Raw genomic sequence first — 14,594 nt, 5'->3', positions numbered from 1 at the left:
TACGGCATTCAAATAATAAATGTCTCTCACGCGAATGCCAAGCCCACCTTCTCCAAAGAAAGCGTTTCTTTAATCTCCTGTAAGATCGTAGGATCGTCGATCGTCGAAGGCGTTTCGAAATGCACCCCATCCGCCAGCATCCGGATATTCTTTCGTAAAATCTTTCCAGAACGCGTCTTAGGTAAGCGCTTCACGATGACACAAGTCTTAAAAAAAGCTACTGCACCAATTTTTGCCCGGATATTCGCCACTAACTCCGCCTGTAAAACATCCGAAGCGATCTCTACTCCATCTTTCAGCACCACCAAGCCTACAGGCCGCTGACCCTTCAACTCATCTGCGATGCCTACGACAGCACACTCCGCCACCGCAGGATGCGCCGCGACCATCTCTTCCATCTCACCCGTAGACAAGCGATGCCCCGCCACGTTTATGACATCATCCACACGTCCCATGATATAGAAATAATTATCTGCATCCTTATATCCTCCATCACCACTTAAATAATACCCCGGAAAGCGATTCAGATAGGACTGCTGAAAACGAGCATCGTCCCCCCATAAGGTTGGCAGACAGCCAGGAGGTAAAGGTAATTTGATCGTCACATACCCTTCTTCTCCTGGCCCCAGCACAGTGCCATCTTCCCCTAAAATCTCCATTTGGAATCCCGGAACAGGGGTGGCTGCCGCACCTGGCTTGATCGGCTGCAAGCCATAACCTGCCATATTGGCCAGCATAGGCGCTCCAGACTCTGTCTGCCACCAGTGATCAATCACCGGAATGCCCAACAGCTGACTCGCCCATTCATAAGTGGCCGGATCACAGCGTTCCCCTGCCACAAACAAGTATTTTAAGGACGACACATCATACTTACGAAACAACTTCCCTTCGAAGTCCTCCTTTTTCACCGCCCGAATGGCCGTAGGCGCCGTAAAAAACGTTTTCACCTTATGCTGCTCGATCACACGCCAGAAAGTCCCTGCATCTGGTGTCCGTATCGGTTTCCCCTCAAATAAAATCGTCGTGCAACCATTAATTAAAGGGGCATATACAATATACGAATGCCCCACAGCCCATCCGATATCCGAAGCTGCCCAAAACACTTCACCTGGATAAGTAGCGTAGGTCGCCCCTAAGCTCCACTTCATCATCACCGCATGGCCGCCATTGTCCCGAATAATCCCCTTCGGCTTACCCGTCGTACCCGAAGTATATAAAATATACAAGGGATCATGCGCATCCACTGGAACCGGATCCATCGCATCGGCCTGCGCCACCGCCTCAGCCCAGTTCACCTCACCTGAACCATCTAAGGTCTCCGGCTGCTGGCTGCGCACATACATAATATGCGCATCCGGCTGATGGCGCGCTTCGCGCAAAGCTTTATCCACCAAAGGCTTATAGGGTAAAATACGCTCGAATTCTATACCGCATGAAGCAGAAAGAATTACCTTCGGCTTAGCATCATCGATACGAACGGCCAGCTCATGAGGAGCAAATCCCCCAAACACGACCGAGTGAATCGCTCCCAAACGTGCACAGGCTAGCATCCCGATCACCGCCTCCGGGATCATGGGCATGTAGATAACGACAGCATCCCCCCTGCCGACCCCCTGAGCGGCTAAAACGCCAGCAAACCGGGCCACCTTATCCCGTAACTCACGATACGTAAACTTTTCGATCGTGTCTGTCACAGGCGAATCATAAATCAAGGCGTCCTGATCTCCACGCCCCTGCTCGACGTGGTAATCTAAACAGAGGTAGGCGGTGTTTAACTGCCCTCCTTCAAACCAACGGTAAAAACCAGCGGTGTTTTGCGATAATATCTTTACGGGCTCTTTGTACCATTTTATCGCAGTGGCCTTCTCCCTCCAATATTCTTCAGGATGCTGTATGGACTGCTTAAATTCTTGCTGGTAGGTCATGGTTATAACTTTTTATTTTGGGATTTGACTCGTGAATATAAGGGAATTTTGAACGCACTACCTCCAAAACACTTCGTTTTTACGGTAAATTACTATAGCCAGAACCCATTAATCGACCCAAAAACAAAAAAAATTAGATAACTGGTAAATAGTTTCCGTAAACAGCACAACCTATTTAACTACCACTCGTGTAAGAAGCCGTAACTATAGGTAATTCTGCCTTGAAAAGTTGCCCTCTTCAACAAATCCTACGTATATTTGCCTTATCGTGACAAAAGGACAAGTTAAAATACTTCTCGCTCACCTCTACCTAGGCATCTTTTTCGTGATGCTGTATAATGGTATGGTAAATCGCCACCACCACGTGGACGGCGATGGGAATATCATTGTCCACGCCCACCCCGTAGCCGATCAGGACGGAGACCACGAACACAGTGAAGAAGAGTTTCATTTACTCGACATCATTTCGAATCCCCTCCATACTTTCGATGCGAGCCCCGAACTTCCTACTGAAACTTCCTATCAGCTTTTATACGAAGTCACCATCTTTTTTACCTCTAAAGCGTTCATGCCGACAGGCGTAGATGCGAATGCCCTGCGTGGCCCCCCTTCCTTTTCTTAATCCTTTCCTACTGGTGACCCGCTGGGGGTTGCCTCCCTTTCCAGCAGCACATTGGTAAGTGTCGCTTGCTTAGGGGAGCAGTCCTTTTGGTCCCATTTATCTTAACCATGCGCTAAGGCCTCAAAGGTACTCACGCAAAAAAGACCCCTATGCTTCTATCTTGTAAACTTCTCCTGAGAGGTTTGTTCCTACTCGTAGGCATTACATGCCTCCAGCAGTTAAAGGCGCAAGACCGCCTCTTCACAGGTTTTATCTATGAAACGGACACCAAGGACCCCCTTCCTGGAGCTACCTTACAGCTTCTGGATGGAGACCAGCGTGTAGTCGTCACCAATGCGAAGGGCTACTTTGAAATGAGTGTCCCCTTTAACAGTGATGCACGCGTAAGTGTGCGCTTTTTAGGGTATGCCGAAAAAACCGTTACCCTTCAGCCTGCAAAAGAAAACCTCCTGTACCTTGACCCCACAGATGAGACCTTAAATACCGTAGAAATTCGAGGCGAAAAAATGCGTGAAGAAGGAACGCGAAGCTTATCCATTAGTAGTGTAGACCGCGAGCTCATCGAAAGAAACCGTATGGCTTCTCTCGGGACTGTACTCTCTGGCGTGCAGGGCGTCACCTTCGCCTCCTTCGGCTCGAACATCCAGCTACCCGTTATCCATGGACTTTATGGAAATCGTATTCTTATCCTGAATAATGGCTTTAAACACGGCTTCCAAAACTGGGGGTCGGACCATGCGCCAGAAATCGATATCTCTAGTGCAGAAAGCATTTCTGTCATCAAAGGCGCTGCAGCCGTACGCTACGGCCCCGATGCTCTCGGAGGCGCTGTCCTCACCGAATCGAACACCCTACCTTTTAACCAAGAACTTGGCGGACAAGTGGTCACCGGCTATCAAACAAATGGTCGCGGATTCAATACGGCCTTTGACATCAGTGAAGGAAAAGAACGCTTCAGCTGGCATGCTGGCGGTAAAATAAACATCGTAGGGGATCGAGAAGCACCCGATTATGTCTTAACCAATACCGGCGCCCGTGAATTCACCGCCCACGCAGGAGCACGGTATAAAATCACTGATCGCCTGAACGCGCGCGCCTATTATAGCTTCGTGAACCAAAACCTCGGCATCCTCCGCGCCTCCATCGGTAGCAGTGGTGCCGCACTTATCCGAAATTTCGAGGCAGAAAGACCGACCATCATCCGCGACTTCTCCTATGACATCAATGAGCCGAACCAATTTGTTCGCCATCACCTAGCTTCCCTGAAATTGGATTATACCTTAAATGAGGCCAATTTCTTTAGCCTGCGCTACGCCTTTCAGTCGAATCAACGAGAAGAATTCGACGTGAGAAGAAATGCAGACCTGCCCATCATCGACCTTAACCTAGTATCGAATGACATTCAGGCAGACTGGACACATCGCCTCAGTAGCCGCTGGAGTGGTGTAGCGGGGGTGCAGCTGCTCACGCAGCAAAATAATAACAACCCCGGCACCTCTGTGACCCCATTTATCCCGAACTACAACAGCTTTCGCGCCAGCGCCTTCCTCATCGAAACCTACACCACCGGAAATAGCGAGTGGGAATTTGGCCTGCGTTATGACTTCGAACAAAACTCCGTCGCTGGAAGAGAACGAACACAAGCGCTTTTCTCCGATAATTTCACCTTCTCGAACTTTACCGCAGCGCTAGGCTATGTGAACGAACTCAGTCCCCGTAGTACCTTCAGAAGTAACATCGGGACCGGTTGGAGACCCCCAAACATGGCCGAACTCTATAGCTTCGGGCAACATGAAGCCCGACAGCTGTTCGGCCTATTACGCTATTTTGAAGATGAAGAGGGTGTCCTCCAAAACAACCGCGTCGTGCCCTTCGCTGAAAGTGGTGTGGAAGCAGAACAAAGCTACAAATGGATGAATGAGATCGATGTAAAAGGGGAAAGATTCCGCTTTAGCGCATCTGCTTATGCCAATTATATCGCCAACTTCATCTACTGGCGCCCCATCGGTGTAGTGGGAACCTTACGGGGACCGATGCCTACCTATATTTTCGATCAAGCCGATGCCTTTTTTACAGGAGCTGACCTACAGGTGGAGTGGCAGCATACCGAAAAATGGAGCTCAAAATTCGGAGGAAGTTATATCTGGAGCTGGAATGTGGAAAGAGATGAGCCGCTGATCAACCAGCCACCGATACACATTAACTACGAGCTCAATTATAAAAACACGAACGTAGGGCCATTTGATAGAGTGGAATTTAGTCTACAGCCCTCCTATACGTTCCGTCAGTTTCAAGCACCTCGTGAGGTATCGATACGCAGTCTCATAGAAGGCACAGAAACGATATCGATCGACTCGGAAATCTTTGACTTTCTAGCTCCACCACCCGGATATTTCCTGCTAAATGCTTTCGCCTCCGCAGAAAAAGGCCGCTTGGGTGGAAGTGTCATGGTGACTAACGCCCTAAACACACGTTATCGCGACTACCTGAACGCTATGCGCTTCTTCGCCGATGACTTAGGAAGAAACATTATTCTATCTATTCACTATAAATTTTAATTACCATGTTTCACATGAACAAATTACACACACTACTACTCGCCGTATTGATGATCGGCCTAGGTTTCGCCTGCTCTGAAGCAGAAGCGCCAGAAGAGGAAAATGAAGTGGAAATCTTCACAGATGTAGAGCTAATCTTTACCGCAGAAGATGGCTCACACGTCGTTCGAGCCTTAGCAGAAGACCCTACAGGTGGCCTGGCATTAAACTCTGCCTTTACGGTAGCCCCTATCACCCTTCGTCCGAATACAGCGTATGTCTTGACCTTCGAACTGTTAAACCGACTCGTCTCTCCAGTAGAGGACGTACAGGAGGAAATACGCGATGAAGACGACGAGCACCAGATATTCTTCGAATTCACAGAAAATGTATTCAGCGACCCGATGGGTATCGGGAACATCCAAAACCGCAATGGAGCCATCAACTACCTGGATTTCGATGACAATGACCTACCTGTTGGTCTTGAAACACGTTGGGTGACAGGTGCCCCTGTTACTGGAGCTGCATTCCGTGTCTGGTTAGCCCATCAGCCAGGGGTGAAGACAGCTACTTCTACCGCTCAGGATGGCGATGTGGATTTCGACATCACATTCGAACTGAACATCGTCGCTCAGTAAGACAAAAAAGCATACCATTTTCGCATAAGGTAAATTTAATAAAAAGCCCTCGCTTCTAGCAAGGGCTTTTTTTTAAGGACAGTTCAGAAACACCCCACTAAAGATCCTTAAGGAATTTTAAACGATGACACAAAGCAGAAAACAAGTACCACCAGTGTTAGCCCTGATTATCAGGAGCCTTTTCATAGCTCACAGGGCATAATCAAATCCGTACGAAAAAGTATTTTATAAAATCAAATTGATACTTTCTTTTATCTCTTTATCCGTATGCCCTTTACTGTACCCTTTTATTATTTTTCTTACCACCCTATCTTCGTCAAGTATAAAGAAAATAGGAACAGACGGAATACCATAAGAAGCATTTACCTCAGCCGTCGAGTTTAAGAATTTAAAATTTAATTCATTTTGCTGTTGATATCTTTTTAACCCTTCCATATTGTTACTCCATGTTTCCAAGCTCAGAAATTCAAAGTCTTTAGACCTATACTCTTCAACAAGATTTTTTAAAAATGGAACTGAAAAGTGACAGGGACCACAACCTATACCTGTGAACTGAATCAAAAGCACTTTACTTTTCAAATCACCTAAATGTACGTAATTTAAATCAGTACCTTGCAAAACCCAATCAGGTGCAATTTTTCCAAGCAACCCACCCTCATCCTCGACCTGCACTTCAGATTTAACAGCATAGGGATCTACATGCTGAAGCGTAAAATAAGAAGGGAAACACTTTTCAGCTCTAAAAACTGTGTCTTTGGTAAAATTAAAATCCGCTTGCTTAGCCGATTCGAATAAAGTAACATGATGCCACTTACTTCTCATACGATAAGGTATGCCATCTTTTTTACTGAACCATATATCAAACTGAGAAACTTCGTCTTCTGGAATATATTCATTTTCAATCACGATGGGATTAATGTGAAAATAAACATGTTTATTAATAATTCTAAGACTAAAATAAACAGAATCACCATAGTCTTTAAAATCTGTTTGTATACTATCTTCGGTAGTTAATGTATATTTTAAAATTTCGTTAATTCTCGTATAAAAAGGATAATGAACAAGTCTGAAAGGGTGAGGATTATTACCAAAGCTATCCACTTTTACATATTGTTTATCCCAATTCACTTTACCCCGGACAGCTCCATCATAAAAATCTGTCATTCTTGTGGTATCTTCGGCTAAAAAAGTAGCAGAACTGGAGCCAACTAAAGTATCTGCTGGATGAACAAAAATACGATGGTAAGAGCTCCTTGGCTCAGTAAACTTCGTTGTATCACCGGGGGCACTAGATATTGTTTCTAAATAATAAGAGACTGATTTAATCTGACTCAGATGATCTACTACTTTTTGTAAATAGTATTCTTCACTAGTACTGGGCTTACATCCAATTAAAACTAATAACAAAAATAGTAAAGATTTTAAAATTTTCGTTTTCATAGACTAAATAGTTACTTAATTCAATTATTAGGGTGCCTCAAAAAATGACCACATCAGATTGCCCGAAGGATGGTAAAAAAAACAGGCACCTGAAAAAATCAAGTGCCTGCGGTAGGGAAAAGAACTAACTCAATTTAAACTTAACGGGTAAGCGCATACGGACATTCACCTCTTGACCACGCTGCTTACCTGGATTCCAGTTCTGCGCCTGACTCACCACACGAATGGCTTCCTCATCACAACCGCCACCGATTCCGCGTAAAATTTCCACATTATGAATGGAACCTGTCTTGCTGACTTCAAATACCAGATACACAGTTCCTTCAATCCCCGCTCTTCGAGCGGCATCTGGATAAACCAAATTCTGAGTTAAATACTCCGACCATCCTTCCATACCTCCAGCAGGCATAGGTGGCTGCTCTACGACATCAAATACCTCTCCTAAATTTTCACGTCCGTTTTCAGATAAGGCGGCCATCTGATCAGACTGTTCCAACTGATTTTCATTTAAAGGGCTAGAACCCTCGTCACCTGCTTCACAGGCAAACAATAAGGCAATCGCTACTAATAGCGGAGTAACTTGTGCAAAACGCTTCTTTAGGTTTGCAGGAGATTTGGATTGAAACATCATCATGATTCGTTGTTTAAGTTGAAATTGATTAAATGTATTAACAGGAACAGGCGCTAAACCGAGCTCCAACTGCTGCAGCAAAAGGTGCGCATACTGTGCGCGGTCAACTTTGGCCTGCAAGGCCTCATCTACCTCATACTCATGGAGGGTGACCAGTTCTTTTTCTAGCATGTACACGAAAGGATTAAACCAAAATAGCCCCTTCAGTAGATACCAAAACAAGCGGTCGATGCTGTGATACCGATGTACGTGCTCTAACTCATGACTGATAATCGCACGCAGCTCGGGATGCTCCAGCTCCTCAGGAGATAGCATAATACTTCCGAAAAAAGAACTGGCACGAAACTGCGGAGATACATACAGGGTCACCCCAAAGCGACGGTAAACACGCGCTCGATTCAGCTGACGCCGTAGGTTCCAAATCCCAACACCTAGGCGAAGCCATACAAGGGCTACCCCAGCCAGGTAAACGAGACCCACAAGCTCCCAAGGGCTGTACCTCGTCACCGCTTCATGCACCACCGCATCAGGACTAACCCCTACCTCGGGAAAACTCAAGTAAGGCAGTTGCTCAGGCTGAAAAAACGCGGGAAGCTGCCAAGAAAGAAAAGGCACTAGCAAAGCCAACCCACCGACCAGGAGCAAATAAGCCCTGTTCCATTCGAAAAAGGTGAGCCGCGCCAACCATAAGCGATAAAAAAGCCCACCGATAAGGAGGATAGCAGTCCCCTGCCAAAGAAATTTAAGAAGCAGTTCCATCTTTCTTGTCGTTTTCGTGTTTCGCAATTAATTCCCGTAACTCTTCGAGCTCCTGTGGACGTACTTTTTCTTCCTTTAGCATGTAAGAAAGCACCTCTTCCATGGAACCACCAAAATAATTTTTGATCAAAGACTTTAATGAGCCCTTCTTGTACTGCTCTATGCTGATCGCTGGACGGTAGACCTTAACGTTACCGAATAATTTATGGTGCAGGAAGCCCTTATTTTCGATTACTTTCATCACGGAAGCGAGTGTCGTATAAGGTGGCTTCGGCTCCGGTAAGGCATTTAAAACATCCCGCACCGTGCACTCCTGACGCTCCCATACACACTGCATAATGGCCTCCTCCTGCTTGGTTAATGTTTCCTTTGGCATATTTGAATCGGTTTAAAACGTTCTTTGGAAAATTGATATGTCAAAGATAGCCATTAAATCCGTATTTCCTACGAGTTTTTCGTAATTAATTATTTTATTTTCGTAGAACTACTTATTTTTCGTAGAATAGCCCCAAAAATAAAGCTTTAGCAAGGGACCCCCTCACTAAAGCTTGCCTAATCAATCAAACATGTAAAGCCGTTTTTAAACTTCCTTTATTTAAGTGTGATAATAACCGCCCCATTTTTTCCACGCTCGCCAAAGCGCTCGATAGCTCCCTCTCCTTTGATCACTTCGATCGCCTTAATCTGGTTCGGGTCGATTTCTGAGATCCCTTCGATGTCGGTCCTTTCCTTTCCCTCTTTATCGACGAAAAAGTAGATGGGTGCATTCGGTCCTGAGGTGCGCACAGCAGACTCGAATAAGCGCGTGGGGAGGGCAGACCCATCTGATACGCGTACTTCCCGAATTTGGGGATCCGCTAATCGAACCTTGCCGTCTTCGTCTTTTACGTATACAGTAGAATTCCGTATGGTACGCGCTTTTTCGGTAGCTTGGACATCTCCATTCGGAGTAGTCACTTGAAATGGGGTGCTGTATCCGCTTAAGCCGATTCGAGTACTACTCGGCACGCCCACAGCGGCAGGCCTATGCGCTTCATTTTGGCGGATTCCCTCGGCGCCAGAAACTCCAGATACGCGCCCGGAAATAGGCTCTACCTTACCGATGCGGACGACTGGCTTTAGACCACTCTTCCGGGTCAAGGCCTCCAGCGTAGCCAAACGCTCCATTTCTTCATGCTGCGCGTCGGTCAACATATCCCGCAGATCTACATAAGACATCACGCGCTTTTCTTTCAGCTGAGACTCTAAAGCGAGTACCTTTTTTAGCTGCGCATTCAGCGTTTTTTTATCTGTATCCTTTTTGGCCGCCAGGCGCGCATATTCTCTATTGGCATCTTCCAGCTCCCAGCGTAGTTTCGCGAACTGCTCGGTAGTCTCCAGATGCAATTGTCGGATTTTCTTTACTTGTGCGTCCTCCAGCTTGAGCTGTTCCCTACGCTTGAGCACGTCATCGACCGAATACACTTCGGCGAAGGGATTACGCTCTAGGCTCTCTGTGCGCTGCTCCCGTACCTCTCTTATCTCTAGGCGCTGGGCATACCCACTACCTGTCCCTACTGCGAGCAGGAAAATAACTATCCAAATCTGTTTCATGTCTTGTGCGTTAATCGTATAATAAAATGTCAGAGTCTGCTTGCCAGATCTCATAGTTTGCATATTGCCAAATTTCAATTTCCAGCTGCCCCTCTTCGTCTAAGCCCACCGAAAACAAATCCAGCTCCGAGGCAGGTACGGCCACCGCCTCTCGACTAGTCCCTACCAGAACACCTCGCTGAGCAAGCTCGCGTGGCTCCTCGCCGCCAGAAGACCACCAGCTCACACCGATGCCTAAAAGTAAAAGCGCCGCTGTGGCAGCCGCCCAGTACCAAAGCTGGTGAAGGGTAAGTCCACTCGATTCCTGCTTCAGAGGCTGCGTCCTGCTCCCCTCTTGCCCATTGGCCGAAGGCCTCAGCCCAGGGCTTATGCGAAGCCCCTGACGCTCCTGCTTGAGACCGAAACGCGCTTCATCCTGTTCTTTTAGGGCGCTGAAAAAGGAGCTCAGGGCCTTCTCGTCCGATTCTCTATGCTTCATCCTTTTCTTGTTTTTCGATTAGTTCTTTTAAGCGCGCCTTCCCTCGCGCATAATGCGTCCGCACAGTTCCTAGGCTCACTTGCATCACCGCCGCCGCTTCTTCCAGCGTATGTTGATGATAAAAAACCAGCAGGAGAACCTCCCGCTGCTGGGGGGACAAGCGGCCTAGGAGCTGTTCCTCTACTGTCCGCTCCGGAACTTCGAGCTCTTCCACTGGCTCTGGGGCAAGCTCGAGGCTATAATGCACCCGGTACGTCCGCTGCCATTCCAATGCGGTAAAACGGATGACACTAAACAGCCAAGTTTTCATAGAAGCCCGGCCCGCATAGCGCGCTCTACCTTCTAAAATCTTGAGATTGACCTCCTGCAGCACCTCCCGTGCACGCTCTTCATCGAAATCACAGCACTGTCTCGCCCAGTAAAATGCGGGGCCCTGCTGCGCCTGAAGTTCTTGAAGAAGTGCCGGAATATCCATTTACATGTTCATTTGTCTCTTAGTGCAGCGCATGCCTACTTATAGGACAAGTAATGAAAAAAAAATCATGAAAATGCATCTTCAGCATCCTCAGCATAAGAAGTTTTGGCCTCCGGCAAAAAAAACGCCAGCGCCCGGTACCAGCGCACCTCCTCTTTCATAAAAAAATGAAGCGGCTTACGCCCATCCCAAAGCAAACACAAGCAATCTTCCTTTAGCGGCAACAGTTCCAGCTTCTCCCACTTATAGGTGCGCGTGGTTTCGCCCCGCAGCGTCTCCACCCGAAAAATCAGGCTTTGAGGCGTTAGCACCAGCTTGCCGTGTGCCGTATGCCCATCATAGGTGCAGGAAACCTGTTCTTTTAACAAGATCGGAGGGATCGTAAAGTGCATCGCCAGCGTAAAAAAGGCACTTTGGAAAAACAAAGACCAAAACGATACAGCCAGACCGAAGCCCCAGCTTATCCCCAGGTAAGCAGCAAAAAAAAGCACAAAATGAAAGGCGGATTTTTTAAGCGCTAAGGGATGGCTGTATTTTTTCATAAGAGCTACTTTATTCCTCTTAAAATTACAAGAAATAAAATCATTTTCCTAAATAAAAAAAAACCGAAACGGGTAATCCTCTACAGCTAGACAGCATTCCTCTCCGGAAAGCTGCGGGTTAATAAGCGGTTATAGATGACGATCTGCTTTTTACTACCCTTTTGTACTTAAAGTCACCGATGATTCAACTGTATTACCTAACTTTGCTTTGATGAAAACCCATAGCATCTTTTCTTTTGGTTTAGGGGTTCTCCTGATGCTTTCGCTCTGCCGCCTAACGCTTATCCAGGTACACTTTCACTGGAACCAAGAGGCGATAGCAGAGCTGTTTTGTATCAACAGAGACCTCCCCGAAAGTGGCTGTGACGGTACATGTGAGTTGGGCAAGCGCTTAGCAGAAGCCAAAGGAGAGGGCGAGAAATCCGCTCTCCCGCAGGTAGATGAAAAGACACCCACCTTGTTTTTTCTTCTGGCAAGCCTGCTCATCAGCACACAAACGGGCACTCCACTACCCCTACCTACTCCTACAGCCCAAATGGCCCTACCGCAGGCCCCTATCTTTGCTATTTTTCAGCCCCCACGCGCCTAATCCTTTCTTCTAGGCCCTTTTTATCAGTGCCCTAATTCAGGCGCACCTTTATCTTTTCACGAATACCTTATTACATGAAGACTTTCCCTCTTTTCGGGATAGGCATGCTCCTGCATTGCCTATTCTGGGCAGGGTCCTTTGCGCATGCGCAAAGGACCCAAACCCTTTACCTTTATACCTCCCCCAACCAGACGCCCCTCATCGCCGCCACCTATCACTATGGCGAGCAGAAGGGCATCAGTTCTGAGCAGGGCACCATCGAGCTGACCTACATCCCCGAAGAAGCACTGCAGCTTCGCCATCTCCTTTTCGGTACCGTGCGCATTAGCGGAAGTGCACTGGAAATGGCCTTTCAGACGGGAACATTGGCGCTGAGCGCCAAAACCCGCGACCTGGCCCCCATAAGTGTGCTAGCTATACGACCGGAAGATGGGCTCAGCAGGCAGCAGTACCTGCAGGTTAGCGATCGGCTGCATCAAGATGCCGGAGCCATCTTACAGACCGACCCGGCCATCAGTGGCATCCGTAAAAGTGGCAGCTTCGGCTTCGACCCCGTCCTAAGGGGCTTCAAGTATGAGCAGCTGAACGTGGTCATCGATGGCTTCTCCAGTGCCGTGGCAGCCTGCCCGAACCGCATGGACCCTCCCACCTCACAGGTGAACCTCAGCCGGATACAGTCGATAGAAATCCTGAAAGGACCACATGCCCTACGCTATGGTATCGGCATAGGTGGGACGATAAATTACAAATCCGCAGCCCCACGCTTTAGTGAACAACTAACTACCTTCGGGAGGGTGTCCTCCATGTTCGAAACGAATGGAGGCATATCGCGAAATGAAGGCATGATCGGGCTTGCCAGCACCCGCTTCTCCACAGGCATCACTGCGGCCTACGCTACAGGAAGCGACTATCGGGACGGCACAGGCACCCATGTACCGGCACAGTTTCGCCGAGGCAGCCTGAGCACCTTCGGCGACTACCAGCTGAGCAAGCGCCAACTCCTTTCCTGGAATGTACAGCGCAATTTCGCTCGGGATGTAGACTTCCCCTCCTTACCCATGGATTTACGACGCGATGACAGCTGGATAAATAACGTAAAACATACGCTCAGGGGTAGAGATGGGGCCTTTCAGCAGCTGAGCACCCAGCTATTCTATGCCCATGTGGATCACCTCATGGATAATGGCTTACGTGAGCTCACACCGCGCCCGGCCAATGTGCGCACTCCTGCCGTCACTTCGAAAGCTGGAGGCAGAACGGAGGGGCAGTGGCGCTGGAAAAATTACCAGTTGTTTGCAGGTATGGATCTTCAGCAGGAACAAGCCTCAGGGCAGCGCGAGCGAGAATTTTTACAAGGACCGCAAGCAGGTACTACACGCTTAGAAAACGCTTGGCAGGATAGCCGCATCCGCAAAATCGGGCTTTTTGCTTCTTACGAATGGCATGGCACGCGCCTAAGCTGGACCAACAGCCTGCGTTTAGACCTAAACCAAGCGGAAACCTTGGCACCAGACGCACGTTTTGTCGAACTCTTCACCCCCAGCCGTGTCACGCAGTGGAACCCCGGACTAAGCAGCGGCCTGCAGTATGCGCTTACCGAACAAGATGAACTAGGCTTCTGGTTCGCACGTGTCACCCGAAGTGGAAGCCTCACCGAGCGCTTTATTAATTTCTTCCCCGTAGGCCTGGATCCTTTCGAAGTTTTAGGAAATCCCTTCTTAAAGCCCGAAACCAACCACCAAGCGGATCTGGTGTACCGCCGCCAAGCGAATACCTTCTCCCTTCAGCTAAATGGCTTCATCGCCTATATAACAGATTTTATTACAGGTGAAATCGTAGCTATAGAGCCCCGCCTACCCCAAGCTCCTGGTGTGCGTCAGATGCTTAACATCGGCGCAGCTTTCAAGACAGGCGGTGAAATCGCCCTCCGACATGCACTACACCCGCAGTTGAGTCAGGAATTCCGAGCGGCCTATACCTATGGGGAAAATACAAGTACAGGCGAGGCACTTCCGGAGATCGCCCCCTTGGACATGCGCTACGAAGTACATGCACGCTGGCTACAGGACCGCTTACACACCCACCTGCTGCTGCGACATGTGCGGGGTCAGCAGCGCGTGGCGCAAAGTTTCGGCGAATTCGAAAGCCCTGCATTTACGCTTCTGGACTTACACCTCAGCTACGACATTCTCCCTCAGCTACCGCTAAAAGTTCAGGTCCATAACCTCCTGGATGCCGCTTATTTCGAGCATCTCAACCGCCCCCTTCGTGTGAGCGAAAACCGCCCACTTTTTGAACCTGGTAGAAATTTTTCCCTAAGTATCAGCTATCACTGGTAAATAAACGCCCTGCCCGAAAAAGTGGC

At 48.2% G+C, this 14,594-nt stretch carries 13 protein-coding genes; 5 read left to right on the top strand and 8 right to left on the bottom strand.

The annotated features are described in order from the left end of the window. Positions 1–26: 26 nt before the first annotated feature. Entirely contained in the window at positions 27–1,925 is a 1,899-nt protein-coding gene (locus ACXIT9_RS10190; protein ID WP_458056122.1) for an acetate--CoA ligase, read from the bottom strand. 268 nt (positions 1,926–2,193) lie between these two features. On the opposite strand from ACXIT9_RS10190, the gene ACXIT9_RS10185 reads away from it, so the two are divergent. The 3 genes from ACXIT9_RS10185 (at position 2,194) to ACXIT9_RS10175 (ending at position 5,722) form a co-directional block, all read left to right on the top strand. After that, entirely contained in the window at positions 2,194–2,547 is a 354-nt protein-coding gene (locus ACXIT9_RS10185; RefSeq protein WP_458056121.1) for a hypothetical protein, read from the top strand. Between the two features lie 149 nt (positions 2,548–2,696). Continuing rightward, positions 2,697–5,105 carry a TonB-dependent receptor gene (locus ACXIT9_RS10180; protein WP_458056120.1) on the top strand — a complete coding sequence of 803 codons (2,409 nt, stop codon included), beginning with the start codon at positions 2,697–2,699 and terminating at the stop codon, positions 5,103–5,105. 14 nt (positions 5,106–5,119) lie between these two features. Beyond that, entirely contained in the window at positions 5,120–5,722 is a 603-nt protein-coding gene (locus ACXIT9_RS10175) for a hypothetical protein (protein ID WP_458056119.1), read from the top strand. Positions 5,723–5,947: 225 nt separating this feature from the next. On the opposite strand, the gene ACXIT9_RS10170 is transcribed toward ACXIT9_RS10175, so the two are convergent. The 7 genes from ACXIT9_RS10170 to ACXIT9_RS10140 form a co-directional block, all read right to left on the bottom strand. Next, on the bottom strand, positions 5,948–7,162 hold the full coding sequence (locus tag ACXIT9_RS10170) for a peroxiredoxin family protein (protein WP_458056118.1): 1,215 nt from the start codon (positions 7,160–7,162) through the stop codon (positions 5,948–5,950). Positions 7,163–7,286: 124 nt separating this feature from the next. After that, entirely contained in the window at positions 7,287–8,552 is a 1,266-nt protein-coding gene (locus tag ACXIT9_RS10165) for a M56 family metallopeptidase (protein WP_458056117.1), read from the bottom strand. Then, positions 8,536–8,928, bottom strand: a complete 393-nt coding sequence (locus tag ACXIT9_RS10160) for a BlaI/MecI/CopY family transcriptional regulator (RefSeq protein WP_458056116.1) — start codon at positions 8,926–8,928, stop codon at positions 8,536–8,538. Before ACXIT9_RS10160 ends, ACXIT9_RS10165 begins: the two co-directional genes overlap by 17 nt. A gap of 215 nt (positions 8,929–9,143) precedes the next feature. Beyond that, the gene (locus ACXIT9_RS10155) at positions 9,144–10,145 is read right to left on the bottom strand and encodes a periplasmic heavy metal sensor (RefSeq protein ID WP_458056115.1); all 1,002 of its coding nucleotides are present in this window, start codon (positions 10,143–10,145) and stop codon (positions 9,144–9,146) included. A 10-nt stretch (positions 10,146–10,155) separates the two neighbouring features. Further along, positions 10,156–10,623: a hypothetical protein gene (locus tag ACXIT9_RS10150; RefSeq protein ID WP_458056114.1), complete on the bottom strand. Its 468-nt coding sequence runs from the start codon at positions 10,621–10,623 to the stop codon at positions 10,156–10,158. Then, on the bottom strand, positions 10,613–11,098 hold the full coding sequence (locus tag ACXIT9_RS10145) for an RNA polymerase sigma factor (protein ID WP_458056113.1): 486 nt from the start codon (positions 11,096–11,098) through the stop codon (positions 10,613–10,615). Before ACXIT9_RS10145 ends, ACXIT9_RS10150 begins: the two co-directional genes overlap by 11 nt. 65 nt (positions 11,099–11,163) lie before the next feature. Further along, positions 11,164–11,640, bottom strand: a complete 477-nt coding sequence (locus ACXIT9_RS10140) for a hypothetical protein (protein ID WP_458056112.1) — start codon at positions 11,638–11,640, stop codon at positions 11,164–11,166. Between the two features lie 211 nt (positions 11,641–11,851). Between ACXIT9_RS10140 and ACXIT9_RS10135 the strand changes: the two genes are divergently transcribed. Together ACXIT9_RS10135 and ACXIT9_RS10130 are read left to right on the top strand one after the other, a co-directional pair. Beyond that, the gene (locus ACXIT9_RS10135) at positions 11,852–12,229 is read left to right on the top strand and encodes a hypothetical protein (protein ID WP_458056111.1); all 378 of its coding nucleotides are present in this window, start codon (positions 11,852–11,854) and stop codon (positions 12,227–12,229) included. Between the two features lie 74 nt (positions 12,230–12,303). After that, on the top strand, positions 12,304–14,568 hold the full coding sequence (locus ACXIT9_RS10130; RefSeq protein ID WP_458056110.1) for a TonB-dependent receptor domain-containing protein: 2,265 nt from the start codon (positions 12,304–12,306) through the stop codon (positions 14,566–14,568). Positions 14,569–14,594 lie beyond the last annotated feature (26 nt).

Source organism: Nitritalea sp., assembly GCF_054166705.1.
This window is presented reverse-complemented; position numbering and strand designations above follow the sequence as displayed.

Coding starts and splice junctions, on each gene's coding strand:
- ACXIT9_RS10190 (WP_458056122.1), bottom strand. CDS start 1,925: ATGACCTACCAGCAAGAATTTAAGCAGTCCATACAGCATCCTGAAGAA.
- ACXIT9_RS10180 (WP_458056120.1), top strand. CDS start 2,697: ATGCTTCTATCTTGTAAACTTCTCCTGAGAGGTTTGTTCCTACTCGTA.
- ACXIT9_RS10175 (WP_458056119.1), top strand. CDS start 5,120: ATGAACAAATTACACACACTACTACTCGCCGTATTGATGATCGGCCTA.
- ACXIT9_RS10170 (WP_458056118.1), bottom strand. CDS start 7,162: ATGAAAACGAAAATTTTAAAATCTTTACTATTTTTGTTATTAGTTTTA.
- ACXIT9_RS10165 (WP_458056117.1), bottom strand. CDS start 8,552: ATGGAACTGCTTCTTAAATTTCTTTGGCAGGGGACTGCTATCCTCCTT.
- ACXIT9_RS10160 (WP_458056116.1), bottom strand. CDS start 8,928: ATGCCAAAGGAAACATTAACCAAGCAGGAGGAGGCCATTATGCAGTGT.
- ACXIT9_RS10155 (WP_458056115.1), bottom strand. CDS start 10,145: ATGAAACAGATTTGGATAGTTATTTTCCTGCTCGCAGTAGGGACAGGT.
- ACXIT9_RS10150 (WP_458056114.1), bottom strand. CDS start 10,623: ATGAAGCATAGAGAATCGGACGAGAAGGCCCTGAGCTCCTTTTTCAGC.
- ACXIT9_RS10145 (WP_458056113.1), bottom strand. CDS start 11,098: ATGGATATTCCGGCACTTCTTCAAGAACTTCAGGCGCAGCAGGGCCCC.
- ACXIT9_RS10140 (WP_458056112.1), bottom strand. CDS start 11,640: ATGAAAAAATACAGCCATCCCTTAGCGCTTAAAAAATCCGCCTTTCAT.
- ACXIT9_RS10135 (WP_458056111.1), top strand. CDS start 11,852: ATGAAAACCCATAGCATCTTTTCTTTTGGTTTAGGGGTTCTCCTGATG.
- ACXIT9_RS10130 (WP_458056110.1), top strand. CDS start 12,304: ATGAAGACTTTCCCTCTTTTCGGGATAGGCATGCTCCTGCATTGCCTA.